The 24,035-nt window shown below is 46.7% G+C and carries 17 protein-coding genes; 10 read left to right on the plus strand and 7 right to left on the minus strand.

Annotated elements, in window-relative coordinates; translation table 11 throughout:
- The first annotated feature begins 420 nt into the window (after nt 1–420).
- Nucleotides 421–1,497 (plus strand): 3-oxoacyl-ACP synthase III family protein, encoded by a 1,077-nt coding sequence (locus AABW11_RS01870; protein WP_340102858.1) that lies wholly within the window; start codon nt 421–423, stop codon nt 1,495–1,497.
- Nucleotides 1,498–1,730: 233 nt separating this feature from the next.
- Nucleotides 1,731–1,952 carry a hypothetical protein gene (locus AABW11_RS01875; protein WP_340102860.1) on the plus strand — a complete coding sequence of 74 codons (222 nt, stop codon included), beginning with the start codon at nt 1,731–1,733 and terminating at the stop codon, nt 1,950–1,952.
- A gap of 323 nt (nt 1,953–2,275) precedes the next feature.
- Here AABW11_RS01875 and AABW11_RS01880 read toward each other — a convergent pair whose 3' ends face one another.
- Complete coding sequence (locus AABW11_RS01880) at nt 2,276–2,989, minus strand: bacteriorhodopsin (RefSeq protein ID WP_340102861.1); 714 nt, start codon at nt 2,987–2,989, stop codon at nt 2,276–2,278.
- Nucleotides 2,990–3,411: 422 nt separating this feature from the next.
- Between AABW11_RS01880 and AABW11_RS01885 the strand changes: the two genes are divergently transcribed.
- Entirely contained in the window at nt 3,412–4,773 is a 1,362-nt protein-coding gene (locus AABW11_RS01885; protein ID WP_340102862.1) for an amylo-alpha-1,6-glucosidase, read from the plus strand.
- Nucleotides 4,774–4,899: 126 nt separating this feature from the next.
- Here the strand turns inward: AABW11_RS01885 and AABW11_RS01890 are convergent, their stop codons facing one another.
- From AABW11_RS01890 to AABW11_RS01915, 6 genes are all read right to left on the minus strand, one after another.
- Complete coding sequence (locus AABW11_RS01890) at nt 4,900–5,577, minus strand: SOS response-associated peptidase (protein WP_340102864.1); 678 nt, start codon at nt 5,575–5,577, stop codon at nt 4,900–4,902.
- A 236-nt stretch (nt 5,578–5,813) separates the two neighbouring features.
- Entirely contained in the window at nt 5,814–6,101 is a 288-nt protein-coding gene (locus tag AABW11_RS01895) for a family 16 glycosylhydrolase (RefSeq protein WP_340102866.1), read from the minus strand.
- Nucleotides 6,026–6,448: a glycoside hydrolase family 16 protein gene (locus tag AABW11_RS01900; protein ID WP_340102868.1), complete on the minus strand. Its 423-nt coding sequence runs from the start codon at nt 6,446–6,448 to the stop codon at nt 6,026–6,028. The genes AABW11_RS01895 and AABW11_RS01900 overlap by 76 nt, the downstream gene beginning before the upstream one ends.
- A 39-nt stretch (nt 6,449–6,487) precedes the next feature.
- A complete protein-coding gene (locus AABW11_RS01905) occupies nt 6,488–6,637 on the minus strand; it encodes a hypothetical protein (protein ID WP_340102870.1) in 150 nt (49 codons plus the stop codon).
- 285 nt (nt 6,638–6,922) lie between these two features.
- On the minus strand, nt 6,923–7,816 hold the full coding sequence (locus AABW11_RS01910) for a carboxypeptidase regulatory-like domain-containing protein (protein WP_340102872.1): 894 nt from the start codon (nt 7,814–7,816) through the stop codon (nt 6,923–6,925).
- Between the two features lie 702 nt (nt 7,817–8,518).
- Nucleotides 8,519–11,734 carry a S41 family peptidase gene (locus tag AABW11_RS01915; RefSeq protein WP_340102874.1) on the minus strand — a complete coding sequence of 1,072 codons (3,216 nt, stop codon included), beginning with the start codon at nt 11,732–11,734 and terminating at the stop codon, nt 8,519–8,521.
- A 282-nt stretch (nt 11,735–12,016) separates the two neighbouring features.
- Between AABW11_RS01915 and AABW11_RS01920 the strand changes: the two genes are divergently transcribed.
- The 7 genes from AABW11_RS01920 to AABW11_RS01950 all read left to right on the plus strand — a co-directional run bounded on the left by AABW11_RS01920 (nt 12,017) and on the right by AABW11_RS01950 (nt 23,724).
- On the plus strand, nt 12,017–12,916 hold the full coding sequence (locus AABW11_RS01920; RefSeq protein ID WP_340102876.1) for a cation diffusion facilitator family transporter: 900 nt from the start codon (nt 12,017–12,019) through the stop codon (nt 12,914–12,916).
- 162 nt (nt 12,917–13,078) lie between these two features.
- Entirely contained in the window at nt 13,079–13,540 is a 462-nt protein-coding gene (locus tag AABW11_RS01925; protein ID WP_340102878.1) for a hypothetical protein, read from the plus strand.
- A 245-nt stretch (nt 13,541–13,785) separates the two neighbouring features.
- Nucleotides 13,786–17,550 (plus strand): efflux RND transporter permease subunit, encoded by a 3,765-nt coding sequence (locus AABW11_RS01930; protein WP_340102880.1) that lies wholly within the window; start codon nt 13,786–13,788, stop codon nt 17,548–17,550.
- Nucleotides 17,551–17,552: 2 nt separating this feature from the next.
- Nucleotides 17,553–19,049, plus strand: coding sequence for a TolC family protein (locus AABW11_RS01935; protein WP_340102882.1), 1,497 nt, complete (start codon nt 17,553–17,555; stop codon nt 19,047–19,049).
- A 56-nt stretch (nt 19,050–19,105) separates the two neighbouring features.
- Nucleotides 19,106–20,836 carry an efflux RND transporter periplasmic adaptor subunit gene (locus AABW11_RS01940; RefSeq protein ID WP_340102884.1) on the plus strand — a complete coding sequence of 577 codons (1,731 nt, stop codon included), beginning with the start codon at nt 19,106–19,108 and terminating at the stop codon, nt 20,834–20,836.
- A 372-nt stretch (nt 20,837–21,208) separates the two neighbouring features.
- Nucleotides 21,209–21,652: a hypothetical protein gene (locus AABW11_RS01945; RefSeq protein ID WP_340102887.1), complete on the plus strand. Its 444-nt coding sequence runs from the start codon at nt 21,209–21,211 to the stop codon at nt 21,650–21,652.
- Between the two features lie 47 nt (nt 21,653–21,699).
- Nucleotides 21,700–23,724, plus strand: a complete 2,025-nt coding sequence (locus AABW11_RS01950) for a copper-translocating P-type ATPase (RefSeq protein WP_340102889.1) — start codon at nt 21,700–21,702, stop codon at nt 23,722–23,724.
- Nucleotides 23,725–24,035: the final 311 nt, after the last annotated feature.

The raw sequence follows: 24,035 nt of genomic DNA on the forward strand, positions 1-24,035 counted from the left end.
ATACTCTAGCATTTAGAGGATTGCCTCTCTGAAGTTACCCTGAAATTTAAAATCAAGTATTCAATTACAAATGCTCTATAGCAGGCTCAGGACTCATTGCTGAGTACGATTTTAGAACAAAATGATTCGGTACTTAATAAAAGTAATTTCTATCGTTCACATATCGTGCTTTTACCAGCAGAAGTTACTCTTAATTTTCACCTTAGACATTGGTGATCCGTGTAACCAATGCGGTTTTTGAATGTTCAACCTCTTTTCGACTTCCCCAGAAACAATACCTGCTGAAGTTTCGCCAGGGGAGCAAAATAGTCATGCTTTTCAAAACAGTGCATTTCATTCTCTAAAAATGTGAAACTAATCTGCATTTTTCGTATCTGCAATAGATAAGCTTTTAATTCATTTGCTTAAACCCTCGGCACCATGGAAAATCTAATCCGTACGATCATCACCGGAACAGGCTCTTATATTCCGGATAATATTGTCACTAACGAAGATTTTTTAAACAACAGGTTCCTCCAAAAAAATGGCGAGCCTTTTGATAAGAGCAACCGGGAGATTATCGAAAAGTTTCAACAGATTACCGGTATCAGGGAGCGTCGCTACGCCGATGACGATATGATGGCATCAGATATGGGAACTATAGCTGCTGAGAGAGCGCTGGAATCGTCCGGGCTTGATCCTGAAGAGCTCAATTATATCATCGTAGCCCATAATTTTGGTGATATCCTGCACAACAATCGACGATCGGATATGGTGCCGGCCCTGGCGTCACGGGTTAAAAACAGTCTCGGCATCAGGAATTCAAAGTGTGTGGTGTACGATCTGCCATTTGGATGTCCGGGCTGGCTGCAGGGGATCATCCAGGCGAACTACTATATCCGAAGCGGCGATGCCTCATCCGCGCTGGTGATCGGCACGGAAACGCTCTCACGCGTCTGCGATCCCCACGATCGCGACAGCATGATCTATGCCGATGGTGCCGGAGCCACTGTTCTGGAGGTGAGTGAGCCGGGAAGCAGCAACGGTATTCTCGCCCATGCATCCCGCTCAGATACGATGACCCAGGCGTACTTTCTGGAGATGGAACAATCCTACAAAGAGGACTACGGCGATACCCTTTTTATGAAGATGAACGGGCGTAAATTGTATCAGTATGCTATCACCCACGTGCCGGGACTGGTGAAGGAAAGTATTGACGATGCCGGACTTGAACTGGGCGACATCGGCAAGGTGCTGATCCATCAGGCCAATGAAAAACTGGACGAGTCAATACTGGAGCGTCTTTTTAAACTGTACGATGTAAATGAGATCCCCGGCGACATTATGCCCATGACGATCAACAAGTTGGGAAATAGCAGCGTTGCCACGGTCCCCACACTGCTCGACCTGGTTTTGCGGGAGAAGATGAACGGTCAAACACTGAATCTGGGGGATCATATCGTCCTCGCGTCTGTGGGAGCCGGAATGAATATTAATTCGGTGGTGTACAGGGTATAGTTCTCAGCTCAACTTCCGCAAAATTTTTTTAAATTCCGGCTCAACTATCTTTAAGATGCACTCTTTAGTACTCCATCCATTATTTTGGTGACCGAATACATTCCCTGTTCCGCTTTTCATTCAAATCCGTATTTAAATGTCATTATCGGTCCCTTTGGATACTAAGGAGCAATTCTATCAAACTACTCAGATAATGACAGTACCTCTGAGGGCTGGTTTATATCGCTAATACGATGAGCGCTATTCATTTAATCAAATCGGTTCGTATACATGCCCATTTAACGGAGGAGCAACCAAACCTGCTACCGGGCATGTACGTGGAGGCGATGATTGTGACGGATGAGGAAACGGTGCTTTCCCTGCCTGAAGAGGCTGTAATTTCAGATGGCGGACAGTCATATATCTTCATCGTGGAAGAGGAGGGAGAGCATGTCGAAATGGAGGAGGCTTCTTAATCCGGTGAAGTAGAACATCACGGTACACATGTAAGGGCTGTTCCCGTTGTAACCGGAACGAGTGAAGAAGGCTATGTGGAGGTTTGGCTGCTCGAAGACATAACCGAAGAAAGCCAGGTGATGACAAAAGGTGCGTTTTTTGTACTATCTGAATTGCGAAAAGGAGAAGGCGGGCATCATCACTGATCTGATTTATCTAACTCATAACCGCCACTGACTATTCGGTTCACTCATCTATCTCCTGGCAGAAGCAAAGAGCTCATTTCAGCGGTGCACGTCATCTTTTCTCATTTGAAACTGCTATCAGAACAGTAATGCGGCCCTTACAGACGCTTACCTTTTCGCGCCACAAAAATCATCAGTCCTACCTTGGTAGCCAGGTCGAAAGGCAGAAAGGCAATCACTTCTCCATTAAGGGTCAGCTGGCCCAGAGCAGCGGGGGTGAAGAGCCAGATGACAGGAAAAGCGAGTGTGATTAATACGTATATCGCAGCAAAACGGCGGTACGCCTTCAGCCGGCCAGGGTCAACGGAAAGCTTCTCCGCTGCTTTGGGGATCGTGAAGAGTAGAAGCAGGACGCAACCCAGGTAGGCCAATAATCCATAGCCGTACCAGATCCAGCCGATGACCGGTTCCGTTTGCAGCCCGGCCAGCAGCCCGCCAAACATGGTTAGAAAATTGGCAATCAGTAAAAGGGTAACAGGGCGCGTTAGTTTACGAATCAGCGGCCCCAGCAAGAGTACTATGCTTAAAATGATAAGCGGGCTTACGAAACAGGCGTCTATCCAGCGGGCGATGTGAAAGATCCGGCCGTCGGACAGCTGCATCGCACCGGATCCCAGTAAGATGGTCAGGTAGGTTGTGCCGGTAATCATCGGCACCAGGGCAGCCAGAAAAGTTTGCCAGTCTTTGGTTTGACCCTTCACGACCTTTATTACATGATAAAAGGCAGACCCGGCAAATACGAACAGGCCGGTAAGCAAGGCAGCGATACCCGGCGTATTTAATCCATTATTGATTTCATTCACCCAATTCATATCTGACTTTTAAAATCATCTGAAAGAATGAATCGTTCAATCGCTTGAGCTATATGGCATCAGTCACTATGAAAAGGATCAACGAATGTTACCAGGATGTAGTGGTGAATAAATGTTCAGTTTATGGATAGTCTCGGGTTTCTCCAATAAGTCCGGGGTGCTCAGTATCGGTGCCGGAACCGAGTGCATGAAGATCATCGCCTTAATTGCTTATATGTTGAACAATAGCGACAATTTTCCATTATGTCGGGCTTTACATCGTAAACGGTATGATTGAACAGTATGGAATTTTGTGAATCCTAAACGTCGTTATCTATATGTAATAGGTTGCCGTAAGTTAAAAGTTAAATATCAGTCTAACTTTTCTATAAAAAATGACAACCTTACAACTAACTACGTAAATCATAACAAGAAATTGAATAATGAAAAATCCTGCCCCGGAAATCACAGAGAAAGAACTGAATGAGCTTATTCAATCTGCAAAAGATGTTCTTCAGGCCAACTGGTCAGGATCTTTCACCCGTCCCTCAAAAAACCAGTATCCCCATCAATGGTCATGGGATTCGGTCTTCATAGCTTTTGGATACACACATTATGATAAGGATCGTGCAGAACAGGAACTTCGTCATTTGTTTGAAGGGCAGTGGAAAAATGGGATGATCCCTCAAATCATTTTCGACCAGGAACATCAGTCAGAAAAATATTTTCCGGGGCCTGATTTTTGGCAGTCAGAAACGTCTCCCAACGCTCCGGATCACATAAAAACGTCAGGTATTTGTCAGCCTCCCATTCACGCAACAGGTGTTCGGCATCTGATCGAATATGCACCGGACCGGGAGCGGGCAGTTGCTTTTGCCTCAGAAATATTTCCCAGGCTTAAAGCATGGCATCAGTATCTGGATCGTGAACGTGATCCGAATAATGAAGGATTGGTTTACATCCGTCATCCCTGGGAATCAGGACAAGACAACTCACCCATCTGGGATGGCATTTTAAATCGAATAGAAATTGAACCAAGCTATATCCCGGCATACAGTCGTAAGGATATTAATAATGTTGAGCCTGACGAGCGTCCCTCAAAACCGGAATATGATACATATGTTTACCTTGTAAATTTTTTCCGTGAAAGAAAGTATGATGAAGCAAAAATCAGAAATGATGATTGCCCGTTTTTAGTACAGGATGTTCTATTCAACACATTGCTATGCAAGGCAAACCAGGACCTGGCAGAGATCGCCGAAATAATAGGTGAAAATCCTGAGCCCTTTAAGACACGGGCCGACCAGATAGCCGATAAAATGAACGATAAGCTATGGCTCGACAGGGAACAGATGTACGTTGATTATGATTTAAAGGCATCAAAACAAATTCAGGCACGAGTACTCTCAGGGTTTCTGCCTATTTACGCCAGCATCCCGGATCAGAATCGAAAACAGCAAATTTTCGAGTATCTGAATACGCATTGTTTTTGTCAGATGACAGATAGCTGTTTCCCTGCCCCGAGTTATGACCGGAGTGGTGATGACTACTCGGCACGAACCTACTGGAGAGGCCCGGTATGGATAAACATGAACTGGTTGCTATATGAGGGATTGAAACAGTACGGGTTTGACGATTATGTTAAGCAGGTAAGAAATTCTATAATCCAACTTCCTTTTTTGAGTGGTTTCCGTGAATATTTCGATACAAATAGTGGCGAGGGATATGGCATCGAGAACTTCTCCTGGACAGCGGCACTTTTACTGGATATACTATATCGCGAAGAATCTACCGCAATTCAATAATGTGGTAAACATTGTACAGTTTACAGTGTGAAGGGTATGTTTGGACCAGCTTTATGCATCGTGTATTCGGAGAGGCCGGAATAATAATATATTTTGAATAGTACTTACCCTTTAATTCCCGGGCTGTTACTCGATAGGTTCAATTAACTCTTTATCGTTATTCTCTACGTTATTGACCTTCTTGGAGACCTGATGAAAATCCAAAGCGTCATCCGGAAATGATTGTAAAAGCTCTTTCAGCGTCTCCGTATCATCATTCAGCGGATCGAGCCATTCTTCCCACTCATCTTTCATGAGTATGGCCGGCATGCGGTCATGCAGCTCTTTTATCTTTTTATTTGCGTCCGTAGTTACGATCGTAAAGGTTGGAATGGTTTCATCGTCATCAGGCGACTGCCACACGTTATAAATTCCTGCAAAAGCGAATACCGGCTCTTCGGTAGGGTAAATATAACAGGGCTCTTTATCGCCTTTCTCGCCCGACCACTCATAGAACCCGGAGGCAGGCACCAGGCATCTGTATCGTTTGAAATTGCGCTTGTACGATCGTTTGCTGTCCAATGTCTCCGCGCGGGCATTTATCATGCTGTAGCTTATATCTTTTTCATCGGCCCAGAATGGCAAAAAGCCCCACTGAAACGGAAGAATGGACCGCCTGCCTTCTTCATTTTCGCCCACTACAGGCACCATCTGGCTCGGGGCGACATTGTAGCTTGGCTGCAATTCATCCAGCTCAATACGGTCGGCGTCAAACCATTCTTCTAAATCCTTCAGGTTTTCGATTAGCGTATATCGTCCGCACATTATTAAGGTATTTTCAATTCATGATATAGTTGTAAAAAGACATCTTCTGCTTAAAAAAACAAAGTCTATCAAGGAGATGTTCAATCTACAATAGGGGATGGGTATGCTAAATCATATGAATCAAAGATCGTTCAACCATCGGCTGTTGCCCCAATTGTAGTCAGTTGCAGCTTATACTAAAAGTGCTTTCCTCATCAAACCTGCTTATAAACCCTTACCCAATCTACATACATAAATTAAGGAAAGTCAGTCGTTTCATCAGGCCTGCCGGCCCAGGTACCGCCCACAGCTATGTTCAGCAGAAGAAAAAATTCCTGGTGGAATTCAGAGAGCTCATCTGATGTGATTGCCATGGACGCATACTGCTCTCCATCCACAAACCACTTAATTTCATTTTCATCCCACTCCAATTCGAAAATGTGAAAGTCATCCGCAAATTTGCCATCCTCTAATTCATATGGTACAGCACCCATTTGGGCATGTTCTCCGGATTCGTCAGCATAGTGCAGATTGGCTTCAACCACCGAATCGTCCTCGGTTCCATATAGTTCAAGAATATCGATCTCTCCACTCTGGGGCCAGGGGTGTCGCTACCATTTTCATCAATATTTGCACCCAGCATCCAGAAAGACGACCATATGCCTTCGCCATAGGGAAGTTTTATTCTGGCGGCAATTTTCCCGTATTTCCAAGTCTGTTTATTGGCGGTGTTAAGTCGGGCCGATGTATATTCATCCATGCCGTGAGTGTCACCTTCATGAATGGCCTTAATGACCAGATTTCCGTCTTCTACATATGAATTTTCGCTGCTGTCCGTATATCGCTGCCACTCTTCATTAAATTGACCTGCATAAACGACCTGCCGGTTCAAGTTGTTTGCATCGAGTGAATCATCATCAAACTCATCCGATCAGTCAAGCGCCCAGCCCTGACCCGGGTCATATTGCGTTTCGATTTCTGATGATGATGTCTCATTGTCTTCTGTCTCTTCACTCATGCAGGAATGATCAAGTGTTGATAGGATTAAAGTGATGCTTATAAGCGTTGGTTTGATTCTCATAGCAGATCTTTTTGCAACAGTGCGAAAAAAGCCGTAATCAAGTCTTTATCGTAACTGCGAGATAATGTCCGGCTCAGGTGTGGGGTTAATACCAGCCAATTTATCTAATAGGTATCATCATTTTATCCATCAAAAATTCCTTTATCAAAATATTTTTAACAATTTTACTATTTTTCAAAACTTGATTTAAAATATAACAGGCGCATATTTATGCGCCTGTTTAATTGGACCTGATTTCAAGGTCAACGGATTATCGTTTACAAACATTAATTTTTTACAGCCGGATCAATATGAATTTAATTCGGTTTCTGCGCCACTGCCATAATTGAATAGTTCACTTCTATAAATCATTGATTCATCTTCTGAATTTTGAGTCAAATATTTGGCAACTCCGCCTGGAACGTCAGGTACTCTCCATAACATAAGGGCAACGGATGGAGAAACACCAAATTCAAGCAGATCGGCCGTAAATGATCCTGCAGGTATTTCTACTGAAATATCTTCTTCAGTAACTGCGCCTTCAATTGACTCAGAAGTCAATTCACGAGGTGAATTATACCAGTTTTCTGTGACAGGCCTTTCTCTGGGCTCTTCATCACCAATTTTTTCGCGAATTCGGCGTATAGAACTTCGGTCTTCACTAAATAGAACTTCAACAACGTACTGATCCTCTATTTGCTCACCTTTCATTTTAATCTTCCACCACTGCCTGCCATTTTCCGTCTCTTTCAAAAAGGCCTTTCTTAAATGTACGGGATTTTCAGAATCGGGTGTATGAATCTTCCATTCTGTCCATTCTCCACTCTGGTAGTCAGATAAGTCCATCTTATATCCATAGGAACTGAACATCCAGTTAAACATCATATTATAAAACTGACCAATGTTCCCGGCTCTAAAATCCGCGTAACCTGAATAAGTTACCTTGTCGGCTAACCTGGCAGTCATTTTTTTACCTTCATCGGTCGGCATAGTAACCGTGAATGTTGATGGAGCCCTGTTGTCTGCCATCACAGTTACTGTATATACACCGGCTGCTCCAAATTCAAGAGTAGCCATTCCGGTAGAATCTGTTGATGTCTGTTCACCATTGGAAGCCTCTACTACCGCTCCGGATATGGGATTATCATTTGTGTCTAAGGCTTCAACTTTTACTTCGAATATGCGGACCTTGTTTAACATTTCTCCAGTCGAAGAACAGGAACTGATTGTGAATGCGGTTATGACGAATAAGATTACAGATAGAAATAAATTTGAATGATAACTCTTCATAAAACCCTCTATCGATTTCTTGAATTGATGTTGCAATTTTCAAATGCGGCTCTGACAAAAAAATTGGATAGTTTAATTCTCTATCAGCCCCGCATCTGCTTATTTCACAAACAGTTAGGTATTTCACTTAGTTCAAAAATGCGGATTGGCATCAGTTCTAATCAAGGTAATCTAAAGGCGTACAAGCTGCTTCTTAACTTTTCCTGTCTCATCCAAAATGATGTCGGCTTTTTTCTTCAAAGTGTTCGTTAACAAAGATGGAATGTCTGAAACAAATCCGATGTGTTTTAGCCTGTTTGGGCAAGTACCTAAACTATGCCAAGCTGTTCAGTATATAGATGATCCCCAGGGCAGAATTTTAATTTTACAGCTTAAATAGGTTAGAGCGGATGTAGCATTAAATTTTAGTATATGATTTCAATTTACCACCATGAGATCGAATCATATTTCGATACAGTGTTTAACCGTGCTGCTGTAATACGTGGAAAGCTAAAAAATAGAGGCAATTTGTCTCTATTGCAGACTAGCATCCACTTTAATGGGGGATGATCAAAAAAAGGATAACCGATATCCGGCTATCCCTTTTGTAGTTATCTCAAATAGTTAACCGCTTCACCGCGCGTCATCCAGCTGATTCAACAGTATGTTTACGGCTTCCCTCAGCTGGGTATCTTCTCCCGTTCGGTAATCGGGCGCATTGTGGACTTCGTGGTCCGGCACAGCGCCGCTGAAGTCCATATTCTGATCGCTGTTCTTTACGTACCAGCCGCGGAAGGGTAAACGAACACGTGAACCATCAATCAAACGGGCGCCACCGGTTGAAATGACCGCACCGAAGGTTTCAACGCCGACAAGGTCGCCAATGCCCAGGTTTTTATAGGCGTGAGAGAAGATCTCGGCATTGGAGTAGCTGCTTTCGTTGGCCAGCGCTACCGAGGGCTTTGTCCACGCACTCAGCGGCAGGCGCTCCGAGTAAGGGTAGTACTCGCGAAACTTATCCTTATTCTCTTCCAGATCACCGTCCACCGCTCCACGGGGAATCGTGTAGGCGTGCTGATCCACATTCAGAACCGCCATCAGGTAGTCGGTCGTCCAGCCGCCACCATTGTAGCGAACATCAATCACAATGCCATCTTTTTCGTAGCCGGATGCCATCAGCTCCCGCTCAAACCGTTCAAAGCTGGGCATGTTCATGCCGCGGATGTGGATGTAGCCCAGGCGCCCATCTGAATACTCTTCGGTGAGCTCCCGCCGGCTGGCCACCCACTCGTCATATAGCTTGTTGCCGATACTTCCAGCAGGCCTTATCACAATTTCTCGCTCGTCACCGTCAGCGGATTCCACATTCAGCAGAACTTCTTCATCTTCAGTTCGCTCAAAGTGGCGGTAGACGTTATCGCCTTCGGTCAACTCCGTTCCGTTGATGAGCGTGATAACGTCACCTTCGTAGAGTTTGCTTTGATCTCTGTCTGCCGGGGTTCCGGGAATCACTCGCGTTACCTCCACACCACCACTGTCGTGTGGCCTCAGTTCTGCGCCCAACAGTCCGGTCTCCATATCCTGAGTTTCATCGCGGTCACCGCCGTACATGCCCATGTGGCTGGCATTGAGCTGACCCAGCATCAGATTAAATACAAAACGGAAGTCCGTAAGGGTTGAGGTCGCCATCGCCAGTGGTTCGTACTGCTCCCGCAGCCCAACAAAATCCTGTCCGTGAAAATCGGGATCGTAGAACCCGCGGTTTAGAATGCCCCATGCCTCATCAAACATCTGCCGTTTTTCAGCCTCAAAATCACGTTTGTAGCTGGCTCTGAACGCTACTGTCTCTGTGTTATCGTTGCTGGCGTTAAGCATTGCCAGTTGACCTCTCGAAACATAAAAGATGTGGTGATCACCACCGGCCAGGGTAAGTCCGTACGGCGATGCTCCGCTGGAGGTGACCTGAGCCAGGTCGCTGCCATCGGTTTTCACCTTGTAGATTTCTGATGATTCATCGCCCAGTGATGAGGAGACAAAATAGACGTGGTCGCTGTCTCCGTTGAAGACGGGATTATACTCGCTTCCGCTTCCGCGGGTAAGCTGTACAAGGCGTTCGTGAATGCCATCCAAATCAATCTCAACTACCACGTCAGCCTCTTCCGTATCTTCATCGGAGTCTGTTTCATCGGTTTCTTCGGCAAAGTATAGGCCTTCCTCACGATCCTGCTGCGTTTTGTCCCAGTCTTCCTCGTTGAGCCATGCCATCCAGACATCGTAATTCATGCCGTTTCGCTCGCTGATAAAGGCCAGTTTCTTGCCATCGGGACTCCAGACAGGCGAGCCGTCACCTTTTGGATGCATGCTGACGTTTACGGGATCTGTTTCACCATCGGCTGATCGGATAAAAATCTCATTGTTGAAGTAGAGGTTGGCCTGAGAATAGGCAATCCATTTGGAATCAGGACTCCAGGCTACATCATCCGGCAGATTCCAGTATTCGTCGTGCCAGACGCTGCGATTGGTAATTCCCTCATCCGCGCTGATGTCGGCTATAATCCACTCTGAGTCCTCCACATAGCTGATTTTAGATCCGTCGGGTGAGATACTCATGTCCATTTCGTCGGCGTCAGTATCGGTAAGCTGACGCAGGTCCTGCTTCAGCGTTTCGACCAGGCTTGGTTTGTTATCATCCGTTGAGACGGCCAGGTAAATTTCGTAGTTGCCGGTCCGGTCAGACGTAAACACAAGCGTTGAGTCGTTGATCCAGGATGCATCCCTGTCACGATATGCGTGCTTCGATACATTTTTCGTCTTGGATTTCTCATCGTCGTTTTCCGTAACAAAAATCTCACCGTCAATTTCGAGGGCCGATTCGCTTCCATCGGGCGTAACGGCAAATCCGCTTAGTCCGCTGGATTTTGATTCGTATACGACCGGATCAAACCGAAAGTCACCATTATGAACCGGCCGGATGTTTTGAGCAAATCCGTTTGCGGCGACATTCACAAGATTACCGCCGGAGGTGTAGACCATACTGCCGTCATTTGCTACATCAAAATGGCGAATACCAAACTCTTCTTCGCTTGTTAACTGATCGCCAATGGTTGACTCGCCATTGTCGTCTATCGTCAATTCATGAATATTATACCGGCCGCTTCTCGCACTGATGAACCGAATTGTGCTGTCATCAACCCAGCGGGGCATGTAGTCATTTCCGTTGAAGGTTGTCAGCTTTGTGTATTCGCCTGTTTCTGTATTCATCAGCCAGATATCGAGATTGGCAGATCCGCGATAGGCTTCACGGGCTATACGACAAGAACCGCGAACCATGGCGATGTACTGGCCGTCGGGTGACATTGTCGCAAACTCCGCAAATGCATCGGATTTTCTCATGGGCGTTCCGCCGTTCTCAGACACAGTATGCACTTCTGCATCCCACTCCACGGCATTGAAATCTCGTTCGGTGGTGAAAAGGAGAGTTGAACCCGACCAGTCGGTCAGCTGATCGCCGCTGCTCCGGTATGTGATCTGCTCAACATTTCCGTTGGGTAAGCTCATTTTGAAAATATCGCCATTACCAAACCTGCTGCTTGTAAATGCAATGGCAGATCCGTCATCATTGAAAATCGGCCCGCTGTCGTACGCTTCATGTATCGTTAAACGGTTAGGGATTTGAGTATTTGATTCCAGATCTATGTGCCAGATATCTCCCTGCCAGGAGTAGACGATGGCGTCTCCGTCGGGAGAGATGCTGGGGTGACGAATAATCTCCTGTGCTGTGACAGAAGTTGAAATAAAAGCAATCAAAAAAAGAAGTGCGGATATCAAACTATACCTGAGAATTTTCATGGTGATTTTGTTATTGCGTTTTGAGTTTAGATCTGTCCCTATATGAATGTTGCCTGAATAACAACGATTTTATAACAAAAAATTCATTTCTGCGTCCGGCAGCTTCTCTTCGTACAGGATACTAAAAACTCCACTCTTGTGATGCCGGTATTATAAAATCATTTTACGGTCTAACTCTCTAAATTATTTGGTCACCAGGCCTGTTATATTTTATATTTAAGAGTGACATGACAGTGAGTGCAGACACAGAAAAATTAATAGGCTTTTAAAGAAATAGTTGATTTGTCCCACAACCACATATCTCACGCCAAAACTTACGGGAAGTCATTTGCCCTGGGCATTGGGCTGAATATCGCCTACATAATTATTGAAGTGGTATATGGTTTAATGATCGACTCATCTGCTCTGCTTGCGGATGCCGGCCACAATACCAGTGATGTTCTCAGCCTGCTATTTGCATGGTTCGCAATGTCGGTCGCTCAAAAACGCCCATCACAAAAATACACGTATGGCCTCAGGCGCAGTACCATTCTCGTATCCATCTTAAATGCACTAATGTTGTTTGGGGCAGCCGGTATAATAGGATGGGAAGCCTGGCAAAAACTGTACGACCCGGTTGAGGTAGCCGGGCAGACCGTTATGATCGTTGCCGGGGTAGGGATTGTTATCAATACAGCAACGGCATTACTTTTCATAAAAGGGCAGAAAGAAGATCTGAACATCAAAGGCGCATTTCTGCATATGGCAGCTGATGCGGGCGTGTCAGTCGGTGTTGTCCTCTCGGGGCTTCTTATTTATCAAACAGGAGTGATGTGGATTGATCCGGTGACCAGCTTTATCATACTCATTGTGATCGTCTACAGTACATGGGACCTATTTACGGATTCAATTGATCTGGCGCTTGATGCAGTCCCGGAAGACATAAATATTGACGAAGTAGAAAAGTACTTCCGCGAAAAACCAGAGATTCAATCGTTTCATGATTTGCATATTTGGGCATTAAGCACCACAGAAAACGCATTGTCAGTTCATCTTGTTCTCAAGAAACAGGCAGATACGGATGAATTTTTGAAAGAGGTAAAGGATGAGCTTCGGGAGCAGTTTCATATTGACTATTCAACAGTTCAGACAGAAGTAGAGGATATGAAGGACAGTCTGGGGCATAAACACCGGGAAAATTAATCAGATGGTAAAACAGGAGAGACAAGTAGAATTATACCTTTGGAGCAAATGAACTACAGAATTGGCTTGTAAAAGGCTGCATCACTTAATTTTATTTCTCAGTAATTGTGTAGAATTTTTATATCGCTTTGAGAGGGACGATAAAATGAATATTATTGATCAGTGAAAATTACTTCCACATATCGTTTTATCTCTCTGCTGCTCAGCCTTGCTGTATTGGCTGGCGTGTCGTTTCCGGCTGGCCTGCACGCCATGTCGAAAGAAACATGTGAACAGATGCAGGAGATGGGAATTCCCATGCAGCCGGTCGGTGAGCATGATGAGGATTGTCCCATGAATGGCCCGTCGGCTGAAATGCCGGATCAGAATCAGCATCCTGAAAACGTCTTAAACCACAATCACTCTCTTGGTCATGGAATCGTCTGCGCTTGTGCCATTGATAAGACACCGGTAAAAACGGAAGCTCAAACTCAGCTCAGAGTAAAAGTCCCCGCGTTGCCCGTTGCTGATATTCCTGAAAAAACTTTTCCTATACAGAGTGAATTCGATACCCAAGCTATCCAAATATCGAATTCTTTTTCATCTCCTCCCATCTTTCTACTGAACGAATCCTTTCTGAAATAGCGATGAGTCAGCCATAGTGTTGGAAACCTACACTTCAACACTCCTTCCTCAATTATTTTGAGTGCCAATCTAATCAAGGACCGGTCACTATCGACTTCTTATGTGATTTGGATCAGCGAATAGTTCTGCTGCCATTCAAAATTATACTCTCTTTGTCGTGAAACGAGGATTGTCAGAAGCAACCGGCTCAGCCATGATTTACTGCGCCCAATAGCCTTATTCGCTAATCAATTTATTCACTACTGATGCTAAACAAAACCATCCGGTTTTTTCTCGAAAACAAACTGATCGCCCTGCTGCTGTTCCTGGCACTTTCAGGGTGGGGCATTGCCACGGCTCCATTCGACTGGGATATCGATTTTCTCCCGCGCGATCCCGTGCCGGTGGATGCCATTCCGGACATAGGCGATAACCAGCAGATCGTCTTTACCGAATGGGCCGGCCGTTCACCGCAGGATATCGAGGATCAAATCACCTATCCGCTTACAACACAGCTTTTGGGCCTTCCCGGGGTGCGGACGGTTCGCAGTAATTCTATGTTTGGTTTTTCCTCGATCAACGTCATTTTTGAGGATGATGTGGAGTTCTACTGGAGCCGGTCAAGAATCCTGGAGAAGCTGAACGCCCTTCCCGGCGGTACGCTGCCGGAAGGCGTTCAGCCGGCACTTGGACCTGATGCCACAGCACTTGGGCAGATTTTCTGGTACACCCTCGAGGGATATGATGCAGACGGCAATCCTGCCGGCGGCTGGGATCCGCAGGAGTTGCGGTCGATCCAGGATTTCCAGGTGAAGTATGCATTATCATCAGTGGATGGCGTAGCGGAAGTGGCCAGTATTGGCGGGTTTGTGAAGGAGTACCAGGTAGATATCGATCCTGCGGCCATGCGGGAGTCGGGTGTAAATGTGAACCAGATTGCAGATGCAGTTCGAAAAAGCAATCTTGATGTGGGGGCACGCACCATTGAGATGAACCGGGCAGAGTACATGGTGCGGGGACTGGGGTATATCGAGTCGCTTGAAGACCTTGAGGAGAGTGTGGTTGCCACTGTGGATAATACGCCAATTCTTATCAGGGATGTGGCCCGTGTGAGTATGGGGCCAGCCCAGCGGCGTGGCGCGCTTGACAAAGCCGGTGCTGAAGCGGTTGGCGGCGTGATCGTTGCCCGGTATGGAGAAAATCCCCTCGAAGTGATCAACAACGTAAAAGAGGAGATTGAACGGATCGCACCGGGATTGCCGGCAAAAGAGTTGTCCGATGGCTCCGTCTCAAGGGTAGAGATTGTTCCGTTCTACGATCGCACCGGGCTAATCTATGAAACGCTTGGTACCCTTGAGGAGGCGCTTTCGCTTCAGATCCTCATCACTATTATCGTGATTATTATCATGGTGATGCATCTGCGCACCTCATTTGTGATATCTGCTCTGCTGCCGCTTGCCGTGCTGATGAGCTTTATTCTGATGAAGTATGTAGGAGTGGATGCCAATGTGGTAGCCCTTGCCGGTATCGCCATCTCCATCGGTACCGTGGTGGATATGGGGATCATTCTCACCGAAAATATGCTGCGGCATATATCAGAAAAGGATCAGGATGAAAATTTATTAGATACGATATACCGCGCTACGGTAGAGGTGAGTCCGGCCGTAATTACAGCGCTCATGACCACTATCGTCAGCTTCCTTCCCGTTTTTATGCTGCAGGCGCAGGAAGGACGCCTCTTTGGACCGCTGGCCTGGACCAAAACATTCATCCTGCTCGCTGCACTGGTGATCGTCATCACCCTGATCCCCGCCTTTTCTCACTGGCTCTTTTCAAAAAAAATTATCAGTAAACGTTTACGGGTGTTTTTGAATAGCGCGATGATCGCCACCGGCCTGATGATTGCCGTTACACTCTATGGGTGGGGTGGAGTGATTCTGATAGCTCTTGGCATCAGTAATATTGCCGGAATCTATCAAGTAAAGTATAAGCCCTGGACGCCCTGGGTCAATAATGCAATTATCTTTCTGGGAGTAGCCTGGCTGCTGGCCGGCAATTGGCTGCCGCTCGGCCCGCAAAACCCGGTTGCATTCAGTTTGATTTTTATCCTTCTGCTGGTTTTCGTGATTTTTGGGCTTTTCTGGCTCTTTATGAAATATTATGAGCAACTGCTGGATTGGGCGCTTCGTAACAAAGCTCTTTTCCTGTCGATTCCCGTAATAATTTTGGTCTTCGGCCTGATGAGCTGGCGCGGTTTCGACACCACGTTCCGCTACGTTTCTGATGGGTTTAACGCCATGGGAATTGAGATTGAAGAGACAGATGTCTGGACTTCCCTCGATAACCGATTACCCGGTTTGGGACAGGAGTTTATGCCTACGCTCGAAGAGGGTTCATTTTTGCTAATGCCCACCGCTATGCCGCACGCTGGAATGGAGGAGTCGCTACAGATGGTAAGCGAACTGGATATGCGGGTCGCGTCTATTCCGGAAGTGGAAACGGTTGTGGGAAAAATCGGGCGGGCAGAATCGGCACTCGACCCGGCTCCCATTTCAATGTTCGAAAACGTGATTCAGTATAAGGATGAATACAAATCGGACGACCGCGGCCGGCCTGTGCGATACCAGGTTGAAGAGGGAGAGTTTGTCCGGGATGAAAATGGCGACCTGATTCCGGACCGCGGCGGAGAATACTACCGGCAGTGGCGTGATCATATTCAAAGCCGGGACGATATCTGGAGCGAGATCATCAAGGCCGCAAATCTTCCCGGCATCACATCTGCACCGCAATTGCAGCCGATTGAAACGCGGCTGATTATGCTGCAAACAGGGATGCGAGCTAATATGGGTATACGAATCAGCGGGCCGACCCTGCAAGTGATTGATGAGTTTGCCTTGGCACTCGAGCCGGTGATCCGTGAAGTGGACGGCGTACGGGCTTCTTCGGTATTTGCCGATCGCGTAGTGGGTAAACCGTACATTGAAATTGATATTGACCGGCAGGAGATCGCGCGACACGGGCTATCGATTCAGGATGTGCAGCAGGTGATAAGCACCGCAATCGGCGGACAAATGCTGGGTATGACCGTGGAAGGCCGCGAACGTTATCCGCTTCGGGTTCGGTATGCCCGCGAGTACCGAAATACGCCGGAGATGATGGAGCGTGTGTTGGTGCCCGCATCAGACGGCAGCCAGATTCCGCTGGGTCAGCTTGCTGAGATCCGCTTTGAAACGGGGCCCATGAATATCCGCAGCGAAAACACATTCCTGAGTGCGTATGTCACATTCGACGGAGAGCCGGGCCAGGCACCAATCGATGTTGTAAACGGAGTTCGTAATGAGCTGGATCAACGGATTAGTAATGGTTCATTGAATATACCGGATGGCGTCAGTTACACCTTTGAAGGAGAGTTCAGAAATCAGCAGCGAGCCGCGGATCGGCTGGCTGTGGTTCTGCCGATCACGCTCCTTATTATTTTCCTGATCATCTACTTCCAATTTCGCTCATCACCGGTTACGCTGATCGTCTTTTCCGGTATCGTCCTGGTTTGGGCAGGCGGTTTTATTTTGCTATGGCTCTACGGTGAAGAATGGTTCCTCAATTTTTCAATTCTCGGTGTTGAACTGAGGGAGTTCTTCCAGATGGGAGTCGTCAACATGAGTGTGGCTGTCTGGGTCGGTTTCCTGGCACTGTTTGGCATTGCCGTGGATAACGGCGTGGTGATGGCCACCTACCTCGATCAGCTCTTTGAACGCAAAAATCCACAGGGCCGTGACCAAATTTACGCAACCGCTATCGAAGCCGGCATGCGTAGAGTCCGACCCTGCCTGATGACCACCGGCACCACGCTTCTGGCCCTGCTGCCTATATTGACATCCTCAGGAAAAGGATCCGAAATCATGATTCCGATGGCTATCCCAATCTTCGGTGGAATGCTGGTCCAGGTGCTGAGCCTGCTGCTGGTGCCGCTGCTCTATGCGTGGTGGAAGGAGTCTGGTTTACAAACTGTGAATAAATTGGAGGCAAAATAGTGATGAGTGAAAAGGCAAAAGTGAAAAGTGAGAAGAAAACTCCCCTCTCGAGAGGGGACAGACAATGGAGCGTTCAGCGGAATTGTCAGGGGTGTGTTGACGGGAGGACGAGTGGTGTTCGTACTCATTCAAGGCTCCATGCCCCCTCAGAACACACCCCTCATTCGACAAATCATCCGCCTGCTGGCGGATTTTGCATTCGCTTTTCCCCTCTCGGGAGGGGATTTATAGGTACTCTGCTCATCTTTCTGATATTGGTAATTCCGACTTTTGCCCAAGACAAAAGCCCCATCAAACGGCCAGGTGAGCTCCGGATTCTCGAATCTTATTTCCAAATCGCAATCGAACAAAACCCGGAATTGGCATCGCTTAAGAAGAATGTGGAAGCCCAGAGGCAGCGGGCTCCGCAAGTGCGCTCTCTGCCTGACCCGGAAGTTTCGATCGGTTTTTATTTGAATCCGGATATGGAAGCGGATCTCGCCAGCCGGTTTTCTGCAGGGGTTATGCAAATGTTTCCCTGGTTTGGTACACTGGATACCCGCGGAAACGTGGAAGAATCCATCAGTGAAGCAATGAACCATTCACTGACTGCCCGTCAACTCAATATTCTCAGAGAAATCCAGGATTTGTGGTTTGAATACTTCAGATTAAACCATCATGTGCATGTCAACATGGACATACTGAACATCGTCAGAGATCTCCAGTCCCTGTTGGAGGCCCGTTATGAATCCGGACGTGCCGGCCAATCCGATCTGCTTCGATTGCAGATGGAGGAGCAGCGAATCCTGAATACAATCGATAAACTTGAAGACGAGAAAAATCCGCGCAGAGAAGAGTTCAATGCTCTTCTAAACCGCGAGCCAGGTGATGAAATTGAAGTACCCGCCCGGCTGCCCGAACGAATGGCTGCCTGGTCGAAAGATGAATTATTTGAATTCGCTCAGAATCGTCATCCCGGCTTCAGCCGCCTGGAAGCTCAGCGAAACCAGTACAGAAACGAGGCTGAACTCGCACGCCTGGAAGGGCGCCCCTCTTTCGGTCTTGGACTGGAATATACGGGAAGTGATTTTGGCATGATGAGTATGATGGATCTGGATCCCATCTTCGCAGGAATGGCTACGATACGTATCCCTATTTACAGGGGCAAATACAGAGCTCAAAAAAAAGAGGCTCAGCTTCAGATCCAGGCCACGGATCATCTCGAGACAGATCTAACCAACCGTCTCCATAGTGACATCGAAAAAGCCATGAAAAGACTTCGGGACGGCCAGAGGGAATACCTACTCATTTCCGAAGAGCTTCTGCCGCGCTCCGAGCAGGTTCTTGAACTTTTATCAGAAGAGTATGGAACCGGTCAGGTTCGTTTCGACGAATTATTACAGGTTCTGCGGGAATTACTTGCTCTCGAAAATGAAAAAGTAGAGGCCCTGGCTGAACAGAACAAAGCCATGGCGGAGATTGAGCAATTGATTGCAAATGAATTACAAGTCATAGACTAATCCAATTTCTCCTTGGACACAGATCATACTGGAATATTTAAACAAACAGGAATAAAATGAACATCATAAAAACACAACTACTTAAAGCAGCAGGACTCTTGATTGGCGGTCTGTTTCTTGGCTGGCTGATCTTCGGTGGCACTACGTCAATCACAAGCCATGCTGATCACGATCAGCTGACACCTGAGGAGATGGACCAGCATGTCACAGAGGAGCATACCGATGAAGAAGGCAACATCGTCTATACATGTTCCATGCACCCCTCTGTTCGAGAGAATGAACCGGGAAACTGCCCCATTTGCGGGATGGACCTCATACCTGTTTCAAATACAGAAGAACAACCCGAAACAGATGACTACAGCATGATCATGACGCAGGCGTCGATGCAGCTGGCAAATATTCAAACCACACCGGTGATCCGAGAGATCCCGACTAAGGTACTCGACCTGCCCGGGCGCATCACGGTGGACGAACGCAGAATAACGAACATCACGACCCACTTCGCCGGAAGAATCCTAAATACCAGAGTGAATTTTACCGGTGCCCAGATCCGTAAAGGACAACCTATGGCTACGATCTATTCCCCGGATCTGATCAGCGCCCAGCGCGAGTTAATTGAAGCTGAGAAGCAGAAAGAGCGTAATCCGCGCTTGTATGAATCGGCCAGGCAAAAATTCCGCCTCTGGGAATTTACCCATGAACAAATTGACAAAATCATAGAGCAAGGAGAAGTTCAGCGCGAACTTGAGATTCTTTCTCCGGTTGATGGATTTGTTCTTAGCCGTAATATTGCGGATCAGCAGTATGTATCGGTGGGAACGATAATCTTTGAGGTAGCTGATCTAAGCAACCTGTGGGTTATGCTGGAAGCATATGAGGAGGACCTTGGCTGGATCTCCATTGGCGATTCCTTGCAATTCAGCGGACGAAATAATCCCGTGGAAATCTTGAAAACTACAGTTAGCTTCATCGACCCTGTTGTAGATCCGCAAAAACGTACCGTTGGAGTCCGTGCTGAAATTCAGAACTCCGGCAACAGACTTAAGCCGGATATGCTGGTAAGAGGGAGGCTAACTTCAGAGATGAACGAACAAAAATTGATGGTTCCCGCTTCCGCTGTACTCTGGACCGGACCCCGCTCTCTCGTATATGTGAAAGACAACTCAGCCGATATACCCCGCTTTGAAGTAAAAGAAGTAGAACTGGGCCCTCGTACCGGGGATTATTTCGTGATTGAAGACGGGCTTGAGCACGGAGAGGAAGTCGTTTTTAATGGCGCGTTCCGTATTGACAGTGAAATGCAGCTGGCTGATCGCTTCAGTATGATGAATCGCGAACCAGGGAATGGGGCAGGCCGCGGAGTTCATGATCACGGTGGCATGGAGATGAATATGGATAATACCGGAACAGAACAGGCGGATACGGTATCGGCCGACGATCATTCCGGCCATCAAATTCAGGAAGATCTTGAGGTGCTTATTCCGGAATACCTGGAACTGCGCGATGCTTTGTCCAGGGATGATTTTGATTCAGCACGGGAACAGATTGCCATGTTTACTGACAATGAATTCAGTGATATTGAGGAACTTCGGGCTGCCTTTAAGACCCTCTCAGAAATGTTAATCACAAGGGTTGAAGAGGAAGGATACGATGGTGATTTATTCAAGCAGTACTGCCCGATGTATGATGGCGGTAGTGCGTGGATCAGTAATAAGGAAGAGATTGAAAACCCATTTTATGGGTCTCAGATGCATAACTGTGGTGAGATAGTTGAAAAGATTGAATGACGTTTCTGAATTAAGTCATGTTTGAAGTCGAAGGATAAGCGGGAAAGTAACTGTAACTTAGAAATTAATGCTAACTTAAATAGAGATCTCCTGGGCCAGTTACATAATTACCTTGCAAGTTGAATTACTGCTGCAATTTATTTTTTTGACTGATTCTAAATTAATCACTCGTGTTAAATTATTACTGCATGTCCTCCTTAATACATTTTTGGGCATGAACCGTGACTTGTTCATACAATTGAGAAATATTACACATAAAAATGAATCGATAATAGAGCCAAAATCGTTATTAAATTTTATATTAAATGTTAGAAGAAAAATTATAAAATATCGATTAAAATCAAGATAAACGTAAATTTAGAGGTAATAATCATGAGATATTTCACATATATACTTTCTGCAATTTTACTTGGGTTGTTATTTGTCCAGTGCGATCGTGACCGCCAGATGGGAAATCATCAAATGGATAACCAGCAGATGGAACAGATGATGCAAAACCCGGAGATGCGTCGTGGTATGATGCAGCGAATGGCCAGTAATCCTGAAATGAGGCAGGAAATGATGGCCCAGATGAGATCAGAAATGGGACAAATGAATCAGGAAATGATGCTGGACCGCATGCAGTCTATGATCGAAAATCCTCAACAGAGACAGCAAATGCATACTCATCTGCAGAATATGCAGCAGATGTTTGAAAACGAAGAGTTTAACAAGGACCGGGTGCGCCAGATGATGAGAAACTCACCTATGATGGGTATGCATATGCGCTGCATGCAGATGATGCAACAAGCGGATACCAGCCAAGTACAAAACTAAAACATTTGTTTCATAAATCGAGAGATAAAATTTAACTAATAACTACGATGAAAAACCAAAACCACGAGAACGCCGGGCATAGCCGAGATGATGATCACGAAGATCACGGCGACCATTCGCACCGAGAACACCATAAACAGATGGTGAAAGATTTCAAATGGCGGTTTTGGTGGGTCTTTGCCCTAACGGTGCCTATTCTCGCACTCTCACCCATGATTCAGCAATTCATGGGTGTTGACTGGAGCTTTTCCGGAGACTCATGGATTCTGGCCGCGCTGTCCACCGTTGTCTTTTTCTTTGGCGGATGGCCGTTTCTTACAGGTCTGGTGGATGAACTCAAAGAAAAACAGCCGGGGATGATGACGCTCATCGGGCTCGCTATCTCCATCGCTTATGTTTATAGCACGGCTGTAGTATTGGGCTTCGAGGGCGACCTGCTTTATTGGGAGCTTTCCACACTGGTGGGCATTATGCTGCTCGGTCATTGGATTGAAATGCGATCGGTTTTGAGTGCATCGGCCGCACTTGAAGAGCTGGCCGAACTGTTGCCGGGCAAGGCTCATCGTGTGAATGAAGACGGCGATACGGAAGATGTGCCTTTGGATGAACTCCGGGAGGGTGATAAAGTTCTCATCAAACCAGGAGAGAAAATTCCAGCCGACGGAGACGTGGTAAAAGGTGAGTCGAGCGTAAATGAAGCCATGCTCACGGGAGAGTCCAAACCGGTAAACAAAGCGGATGGTGACGAAGTGATAGGGGGGTCGGTGAATGAAAAAGGATCGCTTACGATCGAGATTACCAAGACAGGTGACGATTCGTTTTTATCACAGGTGATGAACCTTGTGGAGGAAGCCCAGCAAAGCAAATCCCGCACTCAGGACCTGGCTAACCGCGCAGCATTCTGGCTGACCCTTATTGCCATAACCGCCGGTCTTCTTACGTTTGGCGCTTGGATATTTTTTACCGGTCAGGATTTCGGTTTTGCAATGAACCGCACTGTAGCTGTTATGGTCATCACCTGTCCGCACGCGCTGGGTTTGGCAATACCCCTCGTGGTATCCATGTCTACCAGCTTAGCCGCAACCAACGGATTTTTGATTCGCGACCGGCCGGCTTTTGAACAGGCCCGCAATTTGAATGCGATTATTTTCGACAAAACAGGAACTCTTACAGAAGGCACTTTTACCGTGACCGATATCCTGAATTTCGGAGATGATTATTCTGATGACGAAATCTTAAAATATGCGGCTTCCCTGGAAACCAATTCAGAACATCCGCTGGCGAAAGGAATTTTGGAAAAAGCCGATGATACCTTTAACGTGGAGGAATTTGATTCTATCACCGGCAAAGGCATTCAGGGGAAAGTTAATGGAAAATCGGTAAAGGTTGTGAGTCCCGGTTTTATACGTGAGAATGAATTCGACTATCCTGAAGAAGATGTGGAAGAAATATCATCCCAGGGAAAAACGGTTGTCTTTGTAGTGATTGAAGACGCGCTGGCCGGGGCCATTGCTTTGGGAGATGAGATACGTGAATCATCTAAAAATGCCATCAAAGCCCTGCATGATATGGGCATTGAATGTATTATGCTCACAGGTGATAATCGTGAAACGGCTGAGTATGTGGCCGGTGAACTCGGTATGGACCAAGTGTTTGCCGAGGTGCTTCCCGACGAAAAAGCTGACAAAGTGAAAGAGGTTCAGGAACAGGGTAAACTCGTCGCCATGACCGGTGACGGCGTGAATGATGCGCCTGCTCTAGCCCAGGCCGATGTGGGAATTGCTATAGGAGCCGGCTCTGATGTTGCCGTGGAAACAGGCGATATCGTGCTGGTTAAGAACAATCCGGAGGATGTAACAGCGCTGGTCAAACTTTCGAAGTCCACCTACAGGAAAATGGTTCAAAACCTGTGGTGGGCATCCGGCTACAATATTGTGGCCATACCACTTGCTGCCGGTACGCTTTACGCCTGGGGCGTTATTCTGAGTCCCGCTGTTGGCGCCATTCTCATGTCGCTGAGTACGGTGATTGTGGCGGTAAACGCGCGATTTTTGAAGATTGAGAATGAATGAAAGATTCAACAATTTCAGGACAATCATGGGGAGTTGCACTATTTACAGTAACTATAATTATCGTGCAATTTTTGGCCTATCACCAACTCATTAAGCTCTATTCGCTCATCATGGCGGTTATATGGCCCCTTTATATCGGATTTGCACTAAGAGAACACAATCTGTGCAACAGGGTCATTTGATGACTGGCTAATAATCAATTGTCAATATATTAATATCAGAAATCGGTGGTGCTACAGTGAGCACCAGAGGTGCGATATAACCGTAGCCCATGGTCAGTGCACAGCGGTGGCCATGGGTTAAGTGGGATG

It is taken from the genome of Rhodohalobacter sp. 8-1, from assembly GCF_038150125.1.
Classification (GTDB): Bacteria; Bacteroidota; Rhodothermia; order Balneolales; family Balneolaceae; genus SW132.